This is a genomic window from Pseudomonas sp. MYb193 (assembly GCF_002966775.1).
GTDB classification, from domain to species: Bacteria; Pseudomonadota; Gammaproteobacteria; order Pseudomonadales; family Pseudomonadaceae; genus Aquipseudomonas; species Aquipseudomonas paracarnis.
Window position 1 is genome coordinate 4,898,234 of sequence record NZ_CP023269.1, and the last position, 21,454, is coordinate 4,919,687.

A 21,454-nucleotide genomic window follows, 5' to 3' on the forward strand; every position below is an offset into this window, starting at 1 on the left:
CCTTAAAAATAGGTGATGTCTGTGCCGTCGCTATCGACGGTGGGAATTAATGGCAAAACGCCGCGACGGCAAAGGCCGGTCGCGGCGCGGGGTGTTGCAGCGTCAGGCGAAAATCTTATTCGATCTGGCCGTGGCAGTGTTTGAATTTCTTGCCCGAACCGCAGTAGCACAGCTCGTTGCGGCCCAGCTTCTGGTCATTGCGAACCGGGGTCTGGGCCAGGGCCACATCGACCTCTTCACCCAATGCTTCAGGCTCATCCAGGCCCGGCGCTTCGTCGTGCTGGAACTGCATGCGCGCCGCCAGTGCTTCGGCTTCCTGACGCAGGCGTGCTTCTTCCTCGATCGGGTCTTCGCGACGCACCTGAACGTGGGACAGCACGCGGATCGAATCGCGCTTGATCGAATCCAGCAATTCGGAGAACAGCGTGAACGACTCGCGCTTGTACTCCTGCTTCGGGTTCTTCTGGGCGTAGCCACGCAGGTGGATACCGTGGCGCAGGTGGTCCATGGTCGACAGGTGGTCTTTCCACAGGTCATCCAGCACGCGCAATACGATCTGTTTCTCGAAGGTGCGCAGAGCTTCGGCACTCGCCTGCTCTTCTTTCTCGTTGTACGCCGCCAGCAGCTCGGCCATCAGTTTTTCGCGCAGGGTTTCTTCATACAGGTGGTCGTCTTCGTCCAGCCATTGCTGAACCGGCAAGTCCACACCGAAGTCGCTCTTCAACGCAGCTTCCAGGCCGGCAACATCCCACTGCTCAGGCAGTGATTGTAGCGGGATATGAGCACTGACAGTGGCGTTGAGCACGTCCTGACGGAAATCAGCGATGGTCTCGCCAATGTTGTCGGCGGCCAGCAACGTGTTACGCATGTGATAGATCACTTTACGCTGTTCGTTGTTGACGTCGTCGAACTCGAGCAGTTGCTTGCGAATGTCGAAGTTACGGCCTTCTACTTTGCGCTGGGCCTTCTCGATGGCGTTGGTCACCATGCGGTGCTCGATCGCTTCACCGGACTGCATGCCCAGGGCTTTCATGAAGTTCTTCACCCGGTCCGATGCGAAGATACGCATCAGGCTGTCTTCCAACGACAGGTAGAAACGGCTGGAACCGGCATCACCCTGGCGGCCAGCACGGCCACGCAGCTGGTTGTCGATACGACGCGATTCGTGACGCTCGGACGCGATCACCTGCAAGCCACCGGATTCCAGCACAGCCTGGTGACGCTTCTGCCAGTCGGCCTTGATCTGGGCGATCTGCTCAGGCGTCGGGTTGTCGAGCGAGGCCACTTCCACTTCCCAGTTGCCGCCCAACAGGATGTCGGTACCACGACCAGCCATGTTGGTGGCGATGGTCAATGCGCCTGGGCGACCGGCCTGGGCGATGATCTCGGCTTCTTTTTCGTGGAACTTGGCGTTCAGTACCTTGTGCTCGATGCCTTCCTTGTTGAGCAGGTTGGACACGTGCTCGGAGGTCTCGATGGTGGCGGTACCCACCAGGATCGGACGGCCCTTGGCCATACCGTCCTTGATGTCGTTGATGATCGCCGCGTATTTCTCTTCGGCGGTCAGAAACACCAGGTCGTTGTAGTCTTTACGCGCCAACGGTTTGTTCGGCGGAATGACCATCACGGCCAGGTTGTAGATCTGGTGGAATTCGAACGCTTCGGTGTCGGCCGTACCGGTCATGCCGGACAGCTTGTTGTACAGACGGAAGTAGTTCTGGAAAGTGGTGGACGCCAACGTCTGGCTTTCGGCCTGGATGTTGAGGTGTTCCTTGGCTTCGATGGCCTGGTGCAGGCCTTCGGACAGACGACGACCGGGCATGGTACGACCGGTGTGCTCGTCAACCAGTACCACCTGGCCGTCCTGCACGATGTATTCGACGTTACGATGGAACAGCTTGTGGGCGCGCAGGCCAGCGTACACGTGGGTCAACAGACCCAGGTTGTGCGCCGAGTACAGGCTTTCGCCTTCGGCCAGTTCGCCGATCTGGGTCAGCATTTCTTCGACAAACTGGTGACCGGCTTCGTTGAGTTCGACCTGGCGGGTCTTCTCGTCAATGGTGAAGTGACCTTCTTTGGTCACCACGCCTTCCACTTCCTCGATGTGCTGTTCAAGACGCGGGATCAACTTGTTGATCTCGGTGTACAGGCGCGAGCTGTCTTCGGCCTGGCCGGAGATGATCAGCGGGGTACGGGCTTCGTCGATGAGGATGGAGTCGACTTCGTCAATCACGGCAAAGTTGAGTTCACGCTGGAATTTTTCATCCATGCTGAACGCCATGTTGTCGCGCAGGTAATCGAAACCGAATTCGTTGTTGGTACCGTAGGTGATGTCGCAGGCGTACGCGGCGCGCTTCTCTTCCGGCGGCTGGAACGGCGTTACCACGCCGACGGTCAGGCCGAGGAATTCATACAGCGGGCGCATCCAGTTGGCGTCCCGGCGAGCCAGGTAGTCGTTCACCGTCACAACGTGCACGCCCTTGCCGGACAGTGCGTTGAGGTAAACGCCCAGGGTTGCCACCAGGGTCTTGCCTTCACCGGTGCGCATTTCGGCAATCATGCCTTCATGCAAGGTCATGCCGCCGATCAACTGGACGTCGAAGTGGCGCATGCCCATGACGCGCTTACCGGCTTCACGGGCGACCGCGAAGGCTTCGGGCAGCAGCTTGTCGAGGGTTTCACCTTTGGCTATGCGGGCCTTGAACTCTTGGGTCTTGGCGCGCAATTGCTCGTCCGACAGAGCAACCATCTGCTCTTCGAAGGCATTGACCAGCTGCACCGTCTTGAGCATGCGTTTGACTTCGCGCTCATTCTTGCTTCCAAAAAGTTTCTTTAACAAAGGCGCAAACATATCGGCAGGTTCTTCCACACATAGGGATGGAGGGCGCACCGTGAGTGGCCCGAGCAGCCCTCACGGCCGCATTGCGAACGCGCATTCTACCCGGAATCGTGGGTGAGGAAAGTGGCGTTGTTCCCTGAGACAGGCACGGCGCTGTGAGAGGGCTTGTTTAAAATAAGGGCTTTTGCTGGAACTTCAACCCATCAGACGCAGAAGTTACTTATTGATTTGACGGAGAAAGCCCTGCCGACGCAGAGCCTCGGGGCATACAGGCGCTTTCTGCTAAGATAGCCGCTCTGTTACCTAAGGTGTCTAAACATGGCATTTCGCCCTCTCACAGCCCGCGCCCCCGGCGCGTTGCTCCGCGAAGCCAAACCGTTGAAAGCTATCTTCGGCCAGGCGCAACGCTTGGGCCATCTGCAACGCCTGCTGGAAAGCCAACTGCAGCCGGCCGCCCGGGAACATTGTCACGTCGCCTCCTGGCGTGAAGGCAACCTGCTATTAATTGTCACCGATGGGCATTGGGCCACCCGCTTGCGCTACCAACAGAAGCGCTTGCAGCGCCAGTTGATGGCGTTCGACGAATTTGCCAATTTGACGCGCATTCAGTTCAAGGTACAGCCACCCACCGTGCCGCAAGGCGCAGTGGGGCATACCATGGACCTGTCGGAAACGGCCGCCGAAACCCTTCAGGCCACTGCTGAAGGGATCAACGACCCGGGCTTGCGCGCTGCCCTGGAACGGCTGGCCGCCCATGCCCGGCCCAAAGCCTGAAGCGCTATTTGCGTTTGCTGCCGCCCAGCAACGAACCCAGCAACCCCCGCACCAACTGGCGCCCCATCTGATTGGCGGCCTGCTGCATGGCTGATTTCAACGCCTTGCCCGCCGTGGTCCCCAGGAATGCACCCGCCTTGTCGGTGAAGCTCGGCTCTTCGGTGGCCGGCGCGGCCTCATCGGCAGCCCCCAGTTCCTTGCGAGCCATCAACACTTCATAGGCAGACTCACGATCTACCGGCTTGTCGTAGCGCCCCAAGAGTGGCGAACTGGCGACCAACGCTGCACGTTCTGCTTCGCTGAGCGGCCCGATCCGCGATTGCGGGGGAGCAACCAGTACGCGCTGGACGACTTCCGGCGTGCCCTTTTCCTGCAAGGTTCCCACCAATGCCTCACCGGTGCCCAACTCTGTAAGCACTGACAAGGTATCGAACGTCGGGTTGGGCCGAAAACCGTCCGCCACCGCTCGCAAGGATTTCTGCTCTTTGGCGGTGAATGCGCGCAAACCGTGCTGGATGCGCAGGCCCAGTTGCGCCAGTACCGTATCCGGCAGGTCGCCCGGCGACTGGGTGACGAAGTACACGCCAACCCCTTTGGAACGGATCAGGCGCACCACTTGCTCCAGACGCTCCTGCAAGGCTTTTGGCGTATCGGCGAACAACAAGTGCGCTTCATCGAAAAACAACGCCAGCAACGGTTTGTCGGCATCGCCGCGTTCCGGCAATTGTTCGAACAACTCTGCCAGCAGCCATAACAGGAAGGTCGCGTAGACCTTCGGCGCTTCATGCACCAGGCGGCTGGCGTCCAGCAGGTGGATGCGCCCACGCCCATCACTGGCGGGCTGCAAAATATCCTCCAGTTGCAGGGCCGGCTCGCCAAACAAGGCTTCGGCGCCCTGCTGCTCCAGCACCGCCAGGCGTCGTAACAAGGCCTGGCTGGAACCGGTGGTCATCAAGGCCGCGTCTTCGCCCAGCAGTTCCGGGTGATAGCGCAGGTGATTGAGCAGTGCCTTGAGGTCTTTAAGGTCCAGGAGCAACAGGCCTTCGCGGTCGGCCACTTTGAACGCCGCATAGAGCGCCGACTGCTGGCTGTCGGTGAGTTCCAACAGGCTGCCGAGCAAGAGCGGGCCCATTTCACTGATGGTGGTGCGCAACGGATGACCGGATTGGCCGTGGATATCCCACAGGGTGACCGGGTACGCCTGGGCCGTATAATCAAGGAAGGGCATACCGGCGATGCGCTCGGCCACTTTGCCCTGGGGGTTGGCGGCGGCGCCCAGGCCGCAGAGGTCGCCCTTGATGTCGGCAGCGAACACCGCCACGCCCGCATCACTGAAGGCTTCCGCCAGGCGCTGCAAGGTGACGGTCTTGCCGGTGCCGGTGGCGCCGGCGATCAACCCATGACGGTTGGCCAGGCGCATGGACTGGGCGATGGGCTGGCCGTCAAGGCCTGCACCGATAAGCAGTTGTGTGGAGTCAGGCATTTCGTCACCTATGGTTAATCTTTAGTGCCGCGAGGTCGATATAGACGGATGTAAGCCCGACAAAGACTAAAAAACGGTCAGATAATTCCGATACGGACCAACGGAGCTATCACCAGAAATACCACACCTTTTTTAACGCTGCCATTTCGCGCCTCCCGCATTGGATGCGCCTCGGATATTAAGACCTTAGCGGACCCTTCAAGCCATGAACAAAAATCTGCGCTTCAGCCACAAGATCCTGCTTGCAGCCTCCCTTATCGTCATCGCCGCCTTTGCGTTGTTTACCCTCTACAACGACTATCTGCAGCGCAACGCGATTCGCGACGACCTCAACAACTACCTGCACGAGATGGGCGACGTTACCGCCAGCAACATCCAGACCTGGCTCACCGGGCGTATCGCCCTGGTGGAAAACGCCGCACAGAACATCGCCATCAACCCTGAAAAAGCCGTCGTTGCCAGCCTGCTGGAGCAGAAAGCGCTGACCTCGTCATTCATGGCGACCTACGTCGGTGACAGCCAGGGCACGTTCACCATCCGCCCTGACACCAAGATGCCCGACGGCTTCGACCCGCGTGTTCGCCCCTGGTACAAGGGCGCCCAGGCCAGTAACGGCTCGACCCTGACCGAACCCTATATCGACGCGGCGACCGGGCAACTGATCATCTCCGTTGCCACGCCAAGCGCCAAGGGCGGCCAGAGCATCGGCGTAGTCGGCGGCGACCTGAGCCTGCAGACCCTGGTGGATAACATCGGCGCGCTGGATTTTGGCGGCATGGGCTATGCGTTCCTGGTCAGCGCCGACGGCAAAGTGCTGGTGCACCCCGATAAAGCCCTGGTGATGAAGACCCTGTCGGACGTTTATCCAAAAGACACGCCGAAGATCAGCGGCGACTTCAGCGAAGTGCAAGCCAATGGCAAGACCAATATCGTGACGTTCACACCGATCAAGGGCCTGCCATCGGTGAACTGGTACCTGGGCGTTTCGGTGGACAAGGACAAGTCTTTCGCCATGCTCAGTGAGTTCCGCACCTCGGCGGTGATCGCCACGATCATCGCGGTGGTGATCATCATCGCCCTGCTCGGCATGCTGATCCGCGTCTTGATGCAACCTTTGCACCTGATGACCCGCGCCATGCAAGACATTGCCGACGGTGAAGGCGACCTGACCCGCCGCCTGACCATCCAGAACAATGATGAATTCGGCACCCTGGGCAATGCTTTCAACCGCTTCGTCGAGCGCATTCATACCTCGATTCGCGAAGTGTCTTCAGCCACCGAGCACGTCAATGAAGTGGCCCTGCGGGTGGTCAGCGCCTCCAACTCGTCGATGGTCAACTCCGACGAACAGGCCAACCGCACCAACAGCGTCGCTGCGGCCATCAATCAACTGGGGGCCGCAGCCCAGGAGATCGCACGCAACGCCGCCCAAGCCTCCAGTCAAGCCAGCGATGCCAGGCACTTGGCCGAAGACGGCCAGCAGGTGGTTGAACGCAATATCAAGGCGATGACGCAGTTATCCAGCATGATCAGCACCTCAAGCACCAATATCGAAGCACTTAACAGCAAAACGGTGAATATCGGCCAGATTCTTGAGGTGATCACCAGCATTTCCCAGCAAACCAATCTGCTGGCGCTCAATGCGGCGATCGAAGCGGCGCGCGCCGGGGAAGCCGGGCGGGGCTTTGCGGTAGTAGCCGATGAAGTGCGCAACCTCGCTCATCGCACTCAGGAGTCGGCGCAACAGGTGCAGACGATGATCGAAGAGCTACAGGTGGGTGCCCGGGACTCGGTGACTACCATGAGCGAAAGCCAACGCCACAGCCTGGACAGCGTGGAAATCGCCAACCTGGCCGGCGAGCGCCTGAACAGCGTGACCCAGCGCATTGGCGAGATCGACGGCATGAACCAGTCGGTCGCCACCGCAACGGAAGAACAAACCTCGGTGGTGGAGTCGATCAATATGGACATCACCGAGATCAACACCCTCAACCAGGAAGGGGTGGAAAACCTGCAATCGACCCTGCGCGCCTGCTCGGACCTGGAACAACAGGCCTCGCGCTTGAAGCAATTGGTGGGCAGCTTCCGGATTTGAAATTCACCCGTAGGAGCGAGCTTGCTCGCGAAAAACGTCAACGATAACGCGGGCTGCCTGAAGAAACGCGGAGTCTGTGAGTTTTTCGCGAGCAAGCTCGCTCCTACAGCGTGCGTTTGTCCGCTCCCGTCACCGTCATGCTGCGAATCTAAACCGAACATCTATCCTTACCTCAGGTCCATCTAGGGAGAGCAATGGATCGGAGGGATGTTCATCGTGCATATCGCTGACATAACCATGTTCTACGCCCCGGCCAGCGGTGGCGTACGCACTTACCTTGACGCCAAGCACCGGCGTCTGGCGCTCAAGCCGGGCATTCGCCACAGCCTGTTGATTCCTGGCGCACACTTGAGCGAGCAGGACGGCATCTTCAAAGTACCGGCGCCCGCCCTGCCCTTCGGCAAAGGCTATCGCTTCCCCCTTCGCTTGGCGCCTTGGCGAAATGTCCTGCACGATTTACAGCCCGACCTGATCGAAGTTGGCGACCCTTACCTGACCGCCTGGGCAGCCCTGGATGCAAGGCGGCAGTTGGATGTGCCGGTCATCGGCTTTTACCACTCCGACCTGCCACTGCTGGTGAGCAACCGCATGGGGCCTTGGTTTACCCCCAATGTTGAAGCCTATGTGCGCAAACTCTATGGGAATTTTGACCGAGTGCTCGCCCCCAGCCAGGTAATGGCCGACAAGCTCACCGGGCTTGGCGTCAGAAATGTCTTCGTGCAACCCCTGGGTGTAGACCTGCAAACCTTCACCCCTGAGGTACGCGACCCCGGCCTGCGCGCCGAACTGGGGATTGGCGAAGACACTCGGCTACTGATCTTTGCCGGGCGCGGCTCCAAGGAGAAAAACCTGCCGGTGCTGCTCAACTGCATGAAACGCCTGGGGGAAGGCTACCACTTGCTACTGGTGGGCTCCGGCATGCCGGCCAGCGTGCCAGACAATGTCACCGTGATTGACGGATTCCGGCCCGCCCAACATGTCGCTCGGCTGATGGCCAGCGCCGACGCCTTACTGCATGGTGGCGACCAGGAGACCTTCGGCCTGGTGATCCTGGAAGCCATGGCCTGCGGTATTCCAGTGGTCGCCGTGGCGGCCGGGGCCTTTACCGAGATTGTCGACGAGCGTTGTGGCCTGCTGTGCGCGCCAAACAACCCCAAGGCCATGGCCGATGCGGTGCGCGAGCTGTTCAGTACCGACAGCCGACTCCTGGGTGCTCAGGCTCGGCGCCATGTCGAGCTGCATTATGCGTGGGATACGGTGGTCGACAGCTTGCTGGGGCATTACTACGCCGTGCTGGGCAGCCATGAACCGATGCTCGCCCATGGCTGAGCGCGCGCTGATGCTGGTACTGCACGACGTGGCACCGCACACCTGGGCCGACTACCGGCCCTTCGTCGAGGCCGTCGATGCACTGGGCAACGTGCCAATCACTTGGCTGGTGGTGCCAGACTTCCATCACCATGACGACCTGGCCGCCCACCGCGATTTTCGGCGCCTGCTCGACAGCCGTGTCGCCAAGGGCGATGAGCTCACCTTGCACGGTTACTACCATTGCGACGACCAACCTCGGCCGCGTACGCCAAAAGAATGGTTTATGCGACGCATCTATACCCACGAAGGCGAGTTTTACCAGCTGTCCGAAGCCGAGGCGTTGCGCCGGTTGACCGCCGGCATTGAGGTATTTGAGCGCAATGGCTGGCCGCTGCATGGCTTTGTCGCGCCCGCCTGGTTGATGAGCGGCGGCACCCGGCAGGCATTGCGCCAGTTGCCGCTGAGCTACACCAGCGACCCACAACATCTTTATCGCCTGCCGGACTTCACGCCTATCAACGCCCCCGGCCTGGTGTGGAGCGCCCGCAGTGCCTGGCGCCGGGGATTGTCCAAAATCCTCAGTGATCGCCGTGAACAGCGTTGGCAGACCGCCCCGCTGATCCGACTGGGTTTGCACCCGGTGGACATGCGCCACAGGTTTTCCCGCGATTATTGGTTGCACACCTTACAACGCCTGCTCAGCACAGGGCGCGTCCCCCAGACCAAGGCCGCCTGGCTGGCGACGCAGCCATGGGCCGACTGATCGGGTTAGTGTTGGCGCTCTTGGTGGCGCTGATGATCCCATTGTGGCTGGGCGGCGGCGAAAGCATAGCGCGCCTGCGCCAGTTTCCCTTGCCCCAGTTACTGGGGATGTTCGCCATGATCATTGGCTGCTGGCTGATCAACAGCCTGCGTATCCGCCTGCTGCTTGGCGAGCATCGCGGCGAGTTAGGCCCGCTTAAAAGCCTTGGCGTGGTGATATCCACCGAGTTCGCCATGTGTGCAACACCTGGCGGCAGCGGCGGGCCGTTGACCCTGATGGCCCTGCTGGCACGCAACGGCATCCGCCCCGCCCAAGGCAGCGCGGTGTTTGCCATGGACCAGTTGAGCGACCTGGTGTTTTTTCTCTGCGCACTGGTGGGGATCTTGCTATATGCGCTGTTCCATAGCCTCAGCCCGCGTCTGGAGTGGTTGCTGGGGCTCAGCGCCGTGTCGATGGTGGGTGGGGTAATCAGTGGCTGGGCCGTGGTGCATTTTCACCGACGGCTGATTCGCCTGGCGGGTTTGGCACTCAAGGCCATGAAGGTCAGTGCTACTACCCGCCGACGCTGGGCACGCCGGTTGCTGCGTTTTCTGGCGGCGTTCAGCGCCACCCTGAAACTACCCCGCAGCACCTTGCTTGGGGTCTTTGCGCTGACCAGCCTGCATTGGCTGCTGCGTTACAGCGTGCTGTACCTGGCGCTGCGCGGGTTGGGGGGCGAGGTGCAGTGGGCCTGGAGCTTTCTGATCCAGATGTTATCCCTGACTGCCGGGCAGTTCAGCCTGGCGCCAGGCGGGGCCGGCGCTGCGGAGTTGACGTCAGCGGCACTGCTGGCGCCCATGGTGGGCACATCCACAGCGGCTGCGGCGATTCTGATCTGGCGCGCGGTGACCTACTACTTCTATTTGCTGGCCGGTGCGCCAGTGTTTCTATTGATGGTCGGCAAACCGCTGCTCAAGCGTCTTTTTCAGGGGCGGCAGGCGGCTCGTCCTGCGCCTGTGTCTGTTCCCATAAACGCGCCGCGCCTGGAAAATCAGTACCATCCTCGGCATCCAGCGCGTCCGGGTCGTAACGACTCAAACAGCCCTCGCCCAAGGTAGCAGGTGCCCTTGAGGTGGCTTTATCCAGCGGGTCGCTCATGGGAATCTCCTGAAACAGAAATAAAAAAGGGCCTGGAGAGTTTTACCTCCAGGCCCCGGTGTCTTTCAATCAAAACCGCTGGGTCAGAAGACCACGGTCTTGTTGCCGTGCACCAACACGCGATCTTCCAGGTGGTAGCGCAAGCCACGAGCCAACACCATCTTCTCGACGTCACGGCCGAACCGCACCATGTCTTCAATACTGTCGCTGTGGCTGACGCGCACCACGTCCTGCTCGATGATCGGGCCGGCGTCCAGCTCTTCGGTCACGTAGTGGCAGGTTGCACCAATCAGCTTCACGCCACGCAGGGAAGCCTGGTGATATGGCTTGGCACCGACAAAGGACGGCAAGAAGCTGTGGTGGATGTTGATCACCTTGCCTGCGTATTCGCGGCACAGCTCCGGTGGCAGGATTTGCATGTAGCGCGCCAGCACCACCACATCCGCGTCATGCTGCTTGACCAGGCGCGACACTTCGGCGAATGCCGGCTCCTTGTCCTGTGGGTTGACCGGCACATGGTAATAAGGGATGCCATGCCATTCGACCATGCTGCGCAGATCGTCATGGTTGGAGATCACGCAGGCAATCTCGCAATCGAGTTCGTCGCTGTGCCAGCGGTGCAGCAGGTCTGCCAGGCAGTGGGATTCGCGGCTGGCCATCAGTACCACGCGTTTCTTCTGCTCTGTATCGGTGATGTGCCAGGTCATCGAAAACTCTTCGGCAATCGGCGCAAACGCCTCGCGGAAAGCTTCCAGGCCAAAGGGCAACGTATCGGCACGGATTTCGTGACGCATGAAAAACCAACCACTGAGATCGTCCGAGTGATGGCTCGCCTCGGTGATCCAGCCATTATGGGAAGCCAGAAAGTTACTGACCTTGGCAACGATGCCAACCCGGTCCGGGCAAGCAATCACCAGCCGAAAAGTGCGCATTAGGGGGAAACTCCAGAACTTCACAAAGGCCGCTATTCTAGCGATTACGCAGAAAAACTGCAGTATTCCCTTGCACCTTATCTTGAGGCATGGCCGTGGTAACACCCCTTAATCGTGTAAGGTTTTACCAGCGCTATATGACGATACAACGGCATGCTCAGGCCGGTAGCAAAAAATTAAGGCGATTATCTTTTGCGCATAACGCTTACTAATTAACTCATCGGCCAGGTTTTCCCACACACATTCAATGTCATTCGCCTAAATACCGTCTTAAATGTTTACTTGATGAAATTGCCTGACTATTATTAGGCCACTCACCCTGTCAATCAGCGTTCTACATAAGGTAGTCCACATGTCACTGATCAACGAATACCGCGCCACCGAAGAAGCTATCAAAGAGCTGCAAGCCCGTTTGAAGAACCTGTCCGAAGACGACAAGCTGAAAACCGAGCTGGAATTCGAAGGCAAATTGCGCACCCTGATGGGCGAATACTCCAAATCCCTGCGTGACATCATCGCGCTGCTGGATCCAGAGTCGAAAGTTAAAGCACCGCGTGGCGCTGTGAAAACTACCGGCACCAAGCGTGCTCGCAAGGTCAAGCAGTACAAAAACCCGCACAACGGCGAAGTGATTGAAACCAAAGGTGGCAACCACAAAACTCTGAAAGAGTGGAAAGCCAAGTGGGGCGGTGACGTAGTTGAAGGTTGGGCAACCCTGCTGGGCTAAGCCCGGTCGGACGTTCACCCGATACGTCACACATGAAAAACGCCAGCTTGCTGGCGTTTTTTATTGTCTGAATATTCTGTAGTTATGCGCCTACAGATTCAGGCGCGCCGCTAAGCAATCCGCATAGTCCTGCCATTGCGCCAGTACCTGGCACTGAAACGATGTAGCACTAACCGCCAACTCCTCACGCGCCTGCTTAAATGCCAACAGGGTATTCGGCGCCCCCCACTGTGCATCCGACAAACGTTGTTGACAGAAAAGTTTCCAGCGTTGTTGCTCCTCATTGTTCAAGGTTTCAGGAAAGTTACGCGCCCGGTAGCGAAATAATAATTCCGGTAAACGATGATCATCGAACGGCCACTGCTGACGGGCTAATTGCGCGGGCTCTGCCATGCGAACTTGCTCACATAAACGGCGGTCACGGTCACCCATAAAACCCTCGTAGAGCTGCTGCTCCGGGTCCGAGTTCGACGCAAAGTCTTCCTCGGCGTAAATGGCCGCTAACTTGTCCCGCCAAACTTCCTGTGCGTCAGTTAGCCGCAGCGCCCGCGCGAGGCAAGCCTCCTTATCCAATTGAAGGCGCTCAAGGTCTTGAGGGCGCAGCACCTTCAACGGTGCAACCACCGGGCAGCGGTTGATATGCAGCAACTTGAGCGGAACCGGCAGCTCACCTTCGGCCAGCTCATCGCGGCGCGTGTAAAGACGCTGACGCAGCGTCGTCGCATCCAGGTCCAACAGCCCTTGTGGATCGAGCCCCAGGTCACAGACGATCAAGGCATTGCGATTGCGCGGGTGCCAGGCCAGGGGTAAGACCACGCCCAGATAATGGCGCTCGGCGGAGAAACGCCCGGAGATATGCACCATCGGTTGCAGCAACCGCACCTGATCCATGACCCGCTGCTTGCTGCGCAGTTGAAACAACCATTCATACAACTTCGGTTGTTTCTCTCGGACCAACCGCGCCAGGGCGATGGTTGCACGCACATCCGACAACGCGTCATGGGCCTGGCCATGGTCGATGCCGTTGGCCTCGGTCAAGCGTTCGAGCTTGAGGGTCACACGCCCATCCTGCTCGGGCCAGTTGATGCCCTCCGGCCGCAGGGCGTAGGCGGTGCGCATCACATCGATCAAGTCCCAGCGACTGTTGCCGCCCTGCCACTCGCGCGCATACGGGTCGAAAAAATTGCGGTACAGACTGTAGCGCGTCATTTCATCGTCGAATCGCAGGGTGTTGTAGCCGGCGCCGCAGGTACCTGGCGCGGCCAGTTCGGCGTGCACCCGAGTCATGAAATCGGCTTCGGCAAGGCCCTTCTCGGCGAGGACACCCGGCGTGATGCCCGTGATCGCGCACGCTGCCGGGTGAGGCAGGATATCGTCGCTGGGCTGGCAATAAAGATTGATCGGCGCACCGACCTCATTGAGCTCAAGGTCAGTGCGGATCCCGGCTACCTGGAGCGGGCGATCATTGCGCGGGTTGATGCCGGTGGTTTCATAGTCGTACCAGAAAATCGAGGTCACGGGCTATTCCTGTGCTGAAGACCGACAAAGTCTAGGCGCTGCAAGGCGTTGGGGGCCAGCGATACCTGACTGTATAAATACCCAGAAAAACCTCGGGTGGTTGCTTCCACCGTCGACACTGTTAGCATCCGTGTCTCTCAAGTCGCCTCGCACTGCCAAGGATCGCAATGCCATCAACGCCTTTGGATACCCACTATCAGATAGAAACGCCGGAGGGCATCGACCTGCTCCTGCGCCCTGCTGGCCTGCCCTCTCGGGCATTGGCCTTTGCATTCGACCTGGGCGTGCGAGGGATCATCATGGGCATCTTGCTGGTGCCGCTGGCGCTGCTCGGCAATGTGGGGATCGGGCTGGGTTCGCTGCTGCTGTTCGTGGTGAGCTGGTGGTACATGGTGTTGTTCGAAGTGCTCAACCAAGGCTGCTCGCCGGGCAAGCAGGTCATGGGCCTGCGCGTGGTACAGGATGACGGCACGCCCATTGGCTGGTCGGCATCATTGATACGCAACCTGCTGCGTTTTGTCGACATGCTGCCCTTCGGTTATTTCCTCGGCGCGATCAGTTGCCTGCAGCATCCACACTTCAAGCGGCTAGGCGACCTGGCCGCAGGCACACTCGTGGTCTACCGCGAGCTGCCGCTGGTACGCCCGAGCATTCCTCAAGCGCCCGCCCTGCGCCTGCCCTTTGCACTGGAACTGAGCGAACAACGGGCCATCCTCGGTTTCGCCGAACGCCAGGCCGAACTCTCGGCCGAACGGGTGAATGAACTGGCCGCCATCCTCGCAGGGCCCCTGCAGGTGCCTGCGCCGCGTGCCGTGGAGCAACTGAACGGGGTAGCCCGTGGTTTGTTGGGGCCGACATGAAGCAGAGCCTTTTTGAAAGCCGCCGCCAGCATCAATGGCAAACCTTCGCCGAGCAGTTGAAGCAACTGGAGCAAGGTAAAGCCAAGGCCGCCGATGTTGCCGACTTCCCGCATCAATATCGACGCCTGTGCCAACACCTGGCCCTGGCTCAGCAACGCGGCTACAGCAGTTACCTGGTCGATCCGTTGCAACAGCTGGCATTGCGCGGCCATCAACAACTGTATCGCCATCGCAGCCATCTGACAGCAAACATACTGGCGTTTCTTCTCGCCGACTTCCCGCGCCTGGTACGCGAACAATGGCGCTTCGTGCTGATCGCCGGCCTGCTGTTCTTTGGCAGCCTGGTGGGGATCGCCCTGCTGGTGTACCTGTTCCCCGACCTGGTCTACAGCATCATCAGCCCCCAGCAGGTGGCCGAGATGCAGGGCATGTACAACCCAGACGCCAGCCGCCTGGGCCGCGCTGCCGAGCGTGCCGCCAGCGAAGACTGGATGATGTTTGGCTATTACGTGATGCACAACATCGGCATCGCCTTCCAGACCTTTGCCGCCGGCCTGTTGTTTGGCCTGGGCAGTGTGTTCTTCCTGATTTTCAACGGTTTGGTCATAGGTGCGGTCTCCGGGCACCTTACCGACATTGGCTATGGCCAAACCTTCTGGTCGTTTGTCATTGGTCACGGCGCATTCGAGTTGAGCGCCATCACATTGGCCGGTGCCGCAGGATTACAACTGGGCTGGTCGCTGGTCGTCCCCGGGCGCTTGGCGCGCAGCGAGGCCCTGCGCCTGGCCGCACGCAAAAGCGTAAGGATGCTTTGCGGTGTCATGGTGTTCCTGTTGATCGCCGCCTTTATCGAAGCCTACTGGTCCTCAACCACTCGCATTGAGCCCTGGATCAAGTACGCGGTAGGCGCCGCCCTCTGGCTGCTGGTGGCCGCTTACCTGACCCTGGCCGGGCGGAGTCGCCATGCGCCTGACTGACGCCAACGTAGTCATTCGCCCGCGCACTTCCTGGGAAGCCATGGATTTGGGTGTGCTGATGGCCCGGGAACACCGTTTCTTGCTGATGAGCAGTTGGGCGCTGGTGAGCCTGCCGGTATTCAGCCTGTTGACGGTGCTGCTCTGGAGTTACCCGTCTCTGGTCATGTTCCTGTTCTGGTGGCTCAAGCCGGCCTTCGACCGCTTGCCGCTGTACATTCTTTCCCAGGCCCTGTTTGGTGAGCCCCCCAGCCTCAAACAGGCCATTCGCCATTGGCCGCAGTTGCTCAAAGGGCAACTGTTCGCCAGCCTGACCTGGCGGCGGCTGAGCATGAGTCGCAGCTTCACCCTGCCCGTCAGCCAACTGGAAGGCCTGGACGGTGACGCACGTCAACGACGCCTTGGGGTGTTGCTGCAACGTAACGCTGGCGCCGCACGCTGGCTGACGACGATCGGCGTACACCTGGAAATCGGTCTGTGGTTTGGCGGCATGGCCCTCTTCTATCTCTTCATCCCGCAACAGGTTGAACTGGACTGGGACTGGCAACGGCTGGTATTGGCATCAGGCTCGGACGTGCTTTGGCTTGAGCACCTGAGCAATGCCTTCTATGCCCTGATCCTGGTGTTCTGGGAACCCATCTACGTCGCCTGTGGCTTCAGCCTGTACCTCAACCGCCGCACGGTGCTGGAGGCCTGGGACCTGGAACTGGTATTCCGTCGCCTGCGCCAGCGCCTGAACAACGTTGCACCACTGTTGTTGCTGGTCGTTGGCCTGGCACTGCTACAAATCAGCCCACCGACCATGGCAGATGAAACCACAGCCCATAAGCCACTTAGCACCCAGGCCGCCAGCCAATCCATCCAGGCATTGCTGGAAAAGCCACCTTTCAAGAACCCGGAAACCGTCACACGCTATCGGTTTGGCGAAGAAAAAACGCCGGTTAAAAACAAGGCCAAGGGCGACGGCAAATTACCTGGCTGGCTCCAGGCACTGCTCGACAACCTTAACAGCGACACCTTCAAATACGTCGCCAAAACCTTGGAAATACTGCTCTGGAGCCTTGTGATTGGCGGCCTGGCTCTGGTGTTCTGGCGTTACCGTGAATGGTTGCGCACGTTCGTCAGCCGCCTTGGACCCACTCGCACTACCGCCCCCTCGCCCGTTCCCGCCCAGTTGTTCGGGTTGGAACTGGGCGCCGAGACATTGCCCGAAGACATCGCCAGTACCGCCGAACAACTATGGCCCACCCAGCCCCGGGAAGCCCTTGGCCTGCTGTATCGCGGGTTGCTCAGCCGGCTGTTGCATGAGTTCGACCTGCCACTGACAAGCGCCGATACCGAGGGGCAGGTGCTGGAGCGCGTTCATCGTCTGCAACAACCGCAATTACTGGCGTTCAGCGACGAACTGACGCGCCACTGGCAGAACCTGGCCTATGGTCACCGTCTGCCGCCCTCTTCAGCCCAACAAAAACTGTGCAGCGACTGGCGTGCTCTTTTCAGTGACGGAGCGAGCCAATGAATCGCGCGCTATTGTGGACAGCGCTGTCGTTGGCGTGCCTGTTGGGTGCGGGCGGCTTATATGCCTGGCACAAAGCAATTCCCTACGACGAAGTGGTTGACCGGGGCCCGTCGCCAGAGGCTCGCGCCAATCCCTATCTGGCCGCCGAGCACTTTCTGCGCCAGCAAGGCGTGGTGGTGGCGCACGCCAATGGCCTTGAACGACTCGCCGACCTGCCTGCCAAAGGCCATAGCCTGTTGCTGCTGGGGGAGCGCAGCAACATGACCCCGCGCCAGGTCGAACAACTACTGGGCTGGGCAAAAGCCGGTGGCCACCTGCTACTGGTCGCCGAGGCATTATGGGATGAGGAAACCGGCACAAGCGGTGACCTGCTGCTTGATCGCCTCACTATCCGCCAAACCTTGAGCGACACCTTCGACGAATCCGTGCCACCGCGTAAAAAAACCAAGCCGGACCTGACCAAGCTCTATGTCGACAACGAAACCGCCCCGGCGTACTTCAGTTTTGACACCGACTTCAACCTCACCGACCCCAAGCACCTGGCGCAGTTTTCCGCCAACAGCGCCAAGTCCAGCCACCTGATGCAACTCGACCTGGGGCAAGGCCGCATAACGGTGATCACCGACAGCGACCTGTGGACAACCGCCAATATCGGCAACCATGATAACGCCTGGTTGCTGTGGTATCTGAACCAGGACACCAACGTCACCTTGCTGTTCAACAGCGACACGGACGATCTGATCACTCTGTTGCTCCGTTATTTCCCCCAGGCCCTCGTCGCCCTGGTTGCGCTGCTTGCTCTGGGGCTGTGGCAGGCAGGCATGCGCCAGGGCCCGATCCAGGCACCGGCGCCCAAGGCACGTCGCCAGTTGCAGGAACACTTGAAGGCCAGCGCGGACTTCCTGTTGCGCCGCAGCGGCCAGGGCACGTTGTTGCAAGCCTTGCAACACGACATTCTGCGCGCAGCCCGGCGACGCCATCCAGGGTTCGAACACCTCGATGCGTCAGAGCAACGCCAGGTGCTGGAACACCTTACGCGACAACCCCCTCACATCATCAGCCAGGCGCTTGAGCCCGTTGCGCTGAAGCGGCTCTCCAGCGCCGACTTCAGCCGTCAGGTGGCGCACCTGCAAACCCTCAGGAATGCCTTATGAGCGACTCTCCACTGGCCACCACCCTGACCGCCGAAAACCTTCAGCACGCCAGCCAGCAGGCCCAGGCGCTGCGCGTGGAATTGCGCAAGGCCGTGATTGGCCAGGACCTGGTGATTGACGACGTGCTCACCGCCCTGATCGCAGGCGGCCACGTATTGCTGGAAGGCGTGCCTGGCCTGGGTAAAACCTTGCTGGTACGGGCCCTGGCCCGCTGTTTTGGCGGTGATTTCGCGCGTATCCAGTTCACCCCGGACCTGATGCCCAGCGATGTCACCGGCCACGCCGTGTACGACCTGCAGACCGAACAGTTCAAACTGCGCAAGGGGCCGTTATTCACCCACCTGCTGCTGGCCGACGAGATCAACCGGGCACCGGCCAAAACCCAGGCAGCGCTTCTCGAAGCCATGCAGGAACGCCAAGTGACCCTGGAGGGCGAGGCGTTGCCCATCGGCCAGCCCTTCATGGTGCTGGCGACCCAGAACCCCATCGAACAGGAAGGCACCTACCCACTGCCCGAGGCCGAGCTGGACCGGTTCATGCTCAAGGTGCGAATGGACTACCCAGATGCTCTACAAGAGCTGGATATGGTCCGCGAAGTGACGCGCTCGTCCAAGGCCGACATGCTGGAGGTACAGCTGTTGCGTACGGTGCTGCAAGCCGCGGACGTAGTAACGATGCAGCAAATTGCCAGTGACCTGCCGCTGGATGAACAGGTGCTCGACTATGCCGTGCGCCTGGCCCGTGCCACGCGCAGTTGGCCGGGGCTGGCCATCGGTGCCGGCCCCAGGGCCTCCATCGCCCTGGTACGCGGGGCACGGGCCCGTGCGCTGTTGCGCGGTGGCGAATTCGTCACCCCCGATGACATCAAGGGCTGCGCCCTGGCGGTACTGCGTCACCGGGTACGCATCGCACCAGAACTGGACATCGACGGCTTGGAAGTCGACCAGGTGCTCCAGCAGTTACTCGACCAGATTGCTGCACCAAGACAATGACGCAATCATGAAACCGACCCGTCTGCTGCTGACCTGGCTGGGCGTTCTGCTCGGCTTGAACACCCTGTTGGGCGCCTCGGCAGCGTTGCAGTTCAAAGTGCCCGCCACCTTGCATTCGATAGCCTGGGGACTGCTGCTGGCCCTGTTGCTGTTGGCGATGCTGGATGCCGCACGCTTGCATCGCCGCCCTTCGGCCCGCGTGTACAGAACATTGCCTGGTAGCCTGGCGCTGGGGCGCTGGGAAGAAATACGCCTGTGCCTGGAGCACGACTACCTGCAACCTCTGACCGTACAGGTGTTCGATCACGTGCCCGATGGCCTGAGTGTGGAGAACCTACCTCAATCCATTCAACTACGCCCCGGTGAACGCGCTGAGCTGGGTTATCGCGTACGCCCCTTGCGGCGTGGGCACTTCCATTTCAGTCGCTGCGAACTGCTGCTGCCCAGCCCATTGGGGCTGTGGTCGGCACGCCGCTGGGTCGAGAACCACGATGCCACTCGTGTTTACCCGGATTTCGCACGTTTATACGGTGCGCAGTTGCGGGGTGTGGATAACTGGCTCAGCCAACTGGGCGTGCGCCAACATCAGCGGCGAGGATTAGGCCTGGAGTTTCATCAACTGCGCGAGTTTCGTGAAGGTGACAGCCTGCGCCAGATCGACTGGAAAGCCACCGCCCGCCAACGAACGCCCATTGCCCGGGAATACCAGGACGAACGCGACCAGCAAATCGTGTTCATGCTCGATTGCGGCCAGCACATGCGCAGCCAGGATGATGAACTGTCCCATTTTGACCACGCGCTCAATGCCTGCCTGCTGCTGAGCTACGTTGCCTTGAGACAGGGCGATGCCGTAGGGCTGTGCACGTTTGCCAGCGACCAGCCGCGCTACCTGAAGCCGGTCAAGGGCAGTGGCCAATTGAACCTGTTGCTCAATGCGGTCTATGACCTGCAGACCACGCGAAAAACCGCCGACTACCAGGCGGCCGCCAGCCAGTTGTTGGCACGTCAAAAACGCCGGGCGCTGGTGATCATCGTCACCAACCTGCGGGATGAGGAGGATGAAGCACTGATGGCTGCCGTCCAGCGTATCGGCAGGCATCACCGGGTACTGGTGGCCAGCCTGAGGGAAGAGGTCCTCGACCAACTACGCCAGGCGCCTGTGCAGACATTGCCCGAAGCGCTGGCTTACAGCGGCACGATCGATTACCTCAACACCCGCAACCAACGCCATGATCGCTTGAGTGCCCATGGGCTGTCGGTGCTCGATACCTTGCCATCGGCGCTGGGTGCCGGGCTGGTCACGCGCTATCTGGAGTGGAAAAAGGCCGGGGTATTCTGAGGATGACTGCGCAGGGGCATGGCCAGGAAACGGCCACGACCCCACGCATAATTCAGACAGAGGCCTGCAAAGGATAAAAGCTGAAGTACTGCAACAGCGCGTTGATCAGGTGCCGGTACTCTTCGGGCGCCTCAAGCACGCTGAACCCCGAGTCGTAATGCTGCGGGGTAACATCTTCATGGCTCCACAAGCAGGTTGCCGTGAGGTCAATTGCCTTGAACTCGCCTTGCGCCACCGGCACTTTCAAGCGCAGCTCGAAATCCACCTCGGTCATCATGGGTAACGAGCTGATCAGCATCAGACCGTTTTCAGACACATTTCCAAGATAGCCGATTGGCTTGTCGGTAATACGATTGAACACCTGCAAAAAATACGGCAGTTGATGCCGCTCGATCCGTCGTTCGGTAAACATGGTGAAGTCGCCATCCATTAGCCAAAAATCTGGCCGTGCCAGTGATTCGGAACAAGCAATCGCTCGCTCTCCCTGGATCTCGGTGTGACAAAAGGTACCGCTTGTCACCAAACAGCTGCCGAATCCGGGCCTTGCATCCGTTCGAATGGGAAACTGCACAAACAGACATTCAAAGATTAGCGCAAGACTGGCAACAGGCCAGCCATGAAGCGACAAATACCCTTACAACGACGCAGGCCTTGGTTTTGCCAGACCTGCAGCCGGCAGATGCCCCAGTTGCTGCAAGGTATCGAGCCGCGCACGGGCTCGATAGGCGTACTCACTCGACGGGTAGTGGCCGATGATGAACTGATAGGTCTGTGCGGCATCGACAAACAGTTTCTGGCGTTCCAGGCACTGCCCGCGCAACATCGAAACCTCCGGTTGCACGTAGCGGCGAGTTCGGCTCTCGCGATCGACCTGGGACAACTCCAGGGTGACACGCTGGCAATCACCGACCCCATAGGCGCGGTAAGCGTTGTTCAAATGGTGGTCCATCGACCAGCGGGTACAGCCGACAACACTGACGGCCAGGGCAGCAACGAGCAAAATTCGCATGGGGTTCTCCTGTCTTGTGCAGTGTATC

18 protein-coding genes and 1 pseudogene are annotated in these 21,454 nt (G+C 59.9%); 13 read left to right on the forward strand and 6 right to left on the reverse strand.

The annotated features are described in order from the left end of the window. Nucleotides 1-115 precede the first annotated feature (115 nt). Nucleotides 116-2,851: a preprotein translocase subunit SecA gene (secA, locus tag CLM72_RS22390; protein WP_105228212.1), complete on the reverse strand. Its 2,736-nt coding sequence runs from the start codon at nucleotides 2,849-2,851 to the stop codon at nucleotides 116-118. A gap of 306 nt (nucleotides 2,852-3,157) precedes the next feature. Here secA and CLM72_RS22395 point away from each other — a divergent pair, with 306 nt between their 5' ends. Beyond that, the gene (locus CLM72_RS22395) at nucleotides 3,158-3,613 is read left to right on the forward strand and encodes a DUF721 domain-containing protein (protein ID WP_034128591.1); all 456 of its coding nucleotides are present in this window, start codon (nucleotides 3,158-3,160) and stop codon (nucleotides 3,611-3,613) included. Between the two features lie 4 nt (nucleotides 3,614-3,617). On the opposite strand, the gene CLM72_RS22400 is transcribed toward CLM72_RS22395, so the two are convergent. After that, nucleotides 3,618-5,096: a helicase HerA-like domain-containing protein gene (locus CLM72_RS22400; protein ID WP_105228214.1), complete on the reverse strand. Its 1,479-nt coding sequence runs from the start codon at nucleotides 5,094-5,096 to the stop codon at nucleotides 3,618-3,620. 205 nt (nucleotides 5,097-5,301) lie between these two features. Between CLM72_RS22400 and CLM72_RS29635 the strand changes: the two are divergent. From CLM72_RS29635 to CLM72_RS22420, 5 genes and pseudogenes are all read left to right on the forward strand, one after another. After that, nucleotides 5,302-6,333, forward strand: a pseudogene (locus tag CLM72_RS29635) (cache domain-containing protein); the annotation flags it as partial. A gap of 93 nt (nucleotides 6,334-6,426) precedes the next feature. Next, nucleotides 6,427-7,191, forward strand: coding sequence for a methyl-accepting chemotaxis protein (locus CLM72_RS29640; protein WP_370694806.1), 765 nt, complete (start codon nucleotides 6,427-6,429; stop codon nucleotides 7,189-7,191). A gap of 207 nt (nucleotides 7,192-7,398) precedes the next feature. Next, a complete protein-coding gene (locus tag CLM72_RS22410) occupies nucleotides 7,399-8,520 on the forward strand; it encodes a glycosyltransferase family 1 protein (RefSeq protein WP_105228218.1) in 1,122 nt (373 codons plus the stop codon). Next, nucleotides 8,513-9,265, forward strand: a complete 753-nt coding sequence (locus tag CLM72_RS22415) for a DUF2334 domain-containing protein (protein ID WP_105228220.1) — start codon at nucleotides 8,513-8,515, stop codon at nucleotides 9,263-9,265. Before CLM72_RS22410 ends, CLM72_RS22415 begins: the two co-directional genes overlap by 8 nt. Continuing rightward, nucleotides 9,253-10,362 carry a lysylphosphatidylglycerol synthase transmembrane domain-containing protein gene (locus CLM72_RS22420; RefSeq protein ID WP_105228222.1) on the forward strand — a complete coding sequence of 370 codons (1,110 nt, stop codon included), beginning with the start codon at nucleotides 9,253-9,255 and terminating at the stop codon, nucleotides 10,360-10,362. The genes CLM72_RS22415 and CLM72_RS22420 overlap by 13 nt, the downstream gene beginning before the upstream one ends. A 123-nt stretch (nucleotides 10,363-10,485) precedes the next feature. Here the strand turns inward: CLM72_RS22420 and purU are convergent, their stop codons facing one another. Continuing rightward, on the reverse strand, nucleotides 10,486-11,334 hold the full coding sequence (gene purU / locus CLM72_RS22425) for a formyltetrahydrofolate deformylase (RefSeq protein WP_019821236.1): 849 nt from the start codon (nucleotides 11,332-11,334) through the stop codon (nucleotides 10,486-10,488). Between the two features lie 352 nt (nucleotides 11,335-11,686). Here purU and mvaT point away from each other — a divergent pair, with 352 nt between their 5' ends. After that, a complete protein-coding gene (gene mvaT / locus CLM72_RS22430) occupies nucleotides 11,687-12,061 on the forward strand; it encodes a histone-like nucleoid-structuring protein MvaT (RefSeq protein WP_019821235.1) in 375 nt (124 codons plus the stop codon). Between the two features lie 90 nt (nucleotides 12,062-12,151). On the opposite strand, the gene sbcB is transcribed toward mvaT, so the two are convergent. Further along, the gene (sbcB, locus tag CLM72_RS22435; protein ID WP_105228224.1) at nucleotides 12,152-13,579 is read right to left on the reverse strand and encodes an exodeoxyribonuclease I; all 1,428 of its coding nucleotides are present in this window, start codon (nucleotides 13,577-13,579) and stop codon (nucleotides 12,152-12,154) included. 167 nt (nucleotides 13,580-13,746) lie between these two features. Between sbcB and CLM72_RS22440 the strand changes: the two genes are divergently transcribed. From CLM72_RS22440 to CLM72_RS22465, 6 genes are read left to right on the forward strand one after another with little or no spacing between them, the layout of a single operon-like run. After that, entirely contained in the window at nucleotides 13,747-14,439 is a 693-nt protein-coding gene (locus tag CLM72_RS22440; RefSeq protein ID WP_105228226.1) for an RDD family protein, read from the forward strand. Beyond that, nucleotides 14,436-15,416, forward strand: coding sequence for a stage II sporulation protein M (locus CLM72_RS22445; RefSeq protein WP_105228228.1), 981 nt, complete (start codon nucleotides 14,436-14,438; stop codon nucleotides 15,414-15,416). The genes CLM72_RS22440 and CLM72_RS22445 overlap by 4 nt, the downstream gene beginning before the upstream one ends. After that, nucleotides 15,403-16,932 (forward strand): DUF4129 domain-containing protein, encoded by a 1,530-nt coding sequence (locus CLM72_RS22450; RefSeq protein ID WP_105228230.1) that lies wholly within the window; start codon nucleotides 15,403-15,405, stop codon nucleotides 16,930-16,932. The genes CLM72_RS22445 and CLM72_RS22450 overlap by 14 nt, the downstream gene beginning before the upstream one ends. Continuing rightward, entirely contained in the window at nucleotides 16,929-18,086 is a 1,158-nt protein-coding gene (locus CLM72_RS22455; RefSeq protein WP_105228232.1) for a DUF4350 domain-containing protein, read from the forward strand. The genes CLM72_RS22450 and CLM72_RS22455 overlap by 4 nt, the downstream gene beginning before the upstream one ends. Beyond that, on the forward strand, nucleotides 18,083-19,078 hold the full coding sequence (locus CLM72_RS22460) for a MoxR family ATPase (protein WP_105228234.1): 996 nt from the start codon (nucleotides 18,083-18,085) through the stop codon (nucleotides 19,076-19,078). Before CLM72_RS22455 ends, CLM72_RS22460 begins: the two co-directional genes overlap by 4 nt. A 7-nt stretch (nucleotides 19,079-19,085) precedes the next feature. Beyond that, entirely contained in the window at nucleotides 19,086-20,417 is a 1,332-nt protein-coding gene (locus CLM72_RS22465) for a DUF58 domain-containing protein (protein WP_105228236.1), read from the forward strand. A gap of 52 nt (nucleotides 20,418-20,469) precedes the next feature. Here the strand turns inward: CLM72_RS22465 and CLM72_RS22470 are convergent, their stop codons facing one another. Beyond that, the gene (locus CLM72_RS22470; RefSeq protein ID WP_019821226.1) at nucleotides 20,470-20,829 is read right to left on the reverse strand and encodes a PilZ domain-containing protein; all 360 of its coding nucleotides are present in this window, start codon (nucleotides 20,827-20,829) and stop codon (nucleotides 20,470-20,472) included. Nucleotides 20,830-21,051: 222 nt separating this feature from the next. After that, nucleotides 21,052-21,426 (reverse strand): tol-pal system YbgF family protein, encoded by a 375-nt coding sequence (locus CLM72_RS22475; RefSeq protein ID WP_003193903.1) that lies wholly within the window; start codon nucleotides 21,424-21,426, stop codon nucleotides 21,052-21,054. Between the last annotated feature and the right edge of the window lie 28 nt (nucleotides 21,427-21,454).

What these genes read in the sequence shown, in the direction of transcription:
- CLM72_RS22395 (WP_034128591.1), top strand. Translation starts at nt 3,158, where the DNA reads ATGGCATTTCGCCCTCTCACAGCCCGCGCCCCCGGCGCGTTGCTCCGC.
- CLM72_RS22420 (WP_105228222.1), top strand. Translation starts at nt 9,253, where the DNA reads ATGGGCCGACTGATCGGGTTAGTGTTGGCGCTCTTGGTGGCGCTGATG.
- CLM72_RS22415 (WP_105228220.1), top strand. Translation starts at nt 8,513, where the DNA reads ATGGCTGAGCGCGCGCTGATGCTGGTACTGCACGACGTGGCACCGCAC.
- CLM72_RS22465 (WP_105228236.1), top strand. Translation starts at nt 19,086, where the DNA reads ATGAAACCGACCCGTCTGCTGCTGACCTGGCTGGGCGTTCTGCTCGGC.
- purU (WP_019821236.1), bottom strand. Translation starts at nt 11,334, where the DNA reads ATGCGCACTTTTCGGCTGGTGATTGCTTGCCCGGACCGGGTTGGCATC.
- CLM72_RS22455 (WP_105228232.1), top strand. Translation starts at nt 16,929, where the DNA reads ATGAATCGCGCGCTATTGTGGACAGCGCTGTCGTTGGCGTGCCTGTTG.
- CLM72_RS22470 (WP_019821226.1), bottom strand. Translation starts at nt 20,829, where the DNA reads ATGTTTACCGAACGACGGATCGAGCGGCATCAACTGCCGTATTTTTTG.
- CLM72_RS22445 (WP_105228228.1), top strand. Translation starts at nt 14,436, where the DNA reads ATGAAGCAGAGCCTTTTTGAAAGCCGCCGCCAGCATCAATGGCAAACC.
- CLM72_RS22400 (WP_105228214.1), bottom strand. Translation starts at nt 5,096, where the DNA reads ATGCCTGACTCCACACAACTGCTTATCGGTGCAGGCCTTGACGGCCAG.
- CLM72_RS22460 (WP_105228234.1), top strand. Translation starts at nt 18,083, where the DNA reads ATGAGCGACTCTCCACTGGCCACCACCCTGACCGCCGAAAACCTTCAG.
- CLM72_RS22440 (WP_105228226.1), top strand. Translation starts at nt 13,747, where the DNA reads ATGCCATCAACGCCTTTGGATACCCACTATCAGATAGAAACGCCGGAG.
- CLM72_RS29640 (WP_370694806.1), top strand. Translation starts at nt 6,427, where the DNA reads ATGGTCAACTCCGACGAACAGGCCAACCGCACCAACAGCGTCGCTGCG.
- CLM72_RS22475 (WP_003193903.1), bottom strand. Translation starts at nt 21,426, where the DNA reads ATGCGAATTTTGCTCGTTGCTGCCCTGGCCGTCAGTGTTGTCGGCTGT.
- CLM72_RS22410 (WP_105228218.1), top strand. Translation starts at nt 7,399, where the DNA reads ATGTTCATCGTGCATATCGCTGACATAACCATGTTCTACGCCCCGGCC.
- secA (WP_105228212.1), bottom strand. Translation starts at nt 2,851, where the DNA reads ATGTTTGCGCCTTTGTTAAAGAAACTTTTTGGAAGCAAGAATGAGCGC.
- mvaT (WP_019821235.1), top strand. Translation starts at nt 11,687, where the DNA reads ATGTCACTGATCAACGAATACCGCGCCACCGAAGAAGCTATCAAAGAG.
- CLM72_RS22450 (WP_105228230.1), top strand. Translation starts at nt 15,403, where the DNA reads ATGCGCCTGACTGACGCCAACGTAGTCATTCGCCCGCGCACTTCCTGG.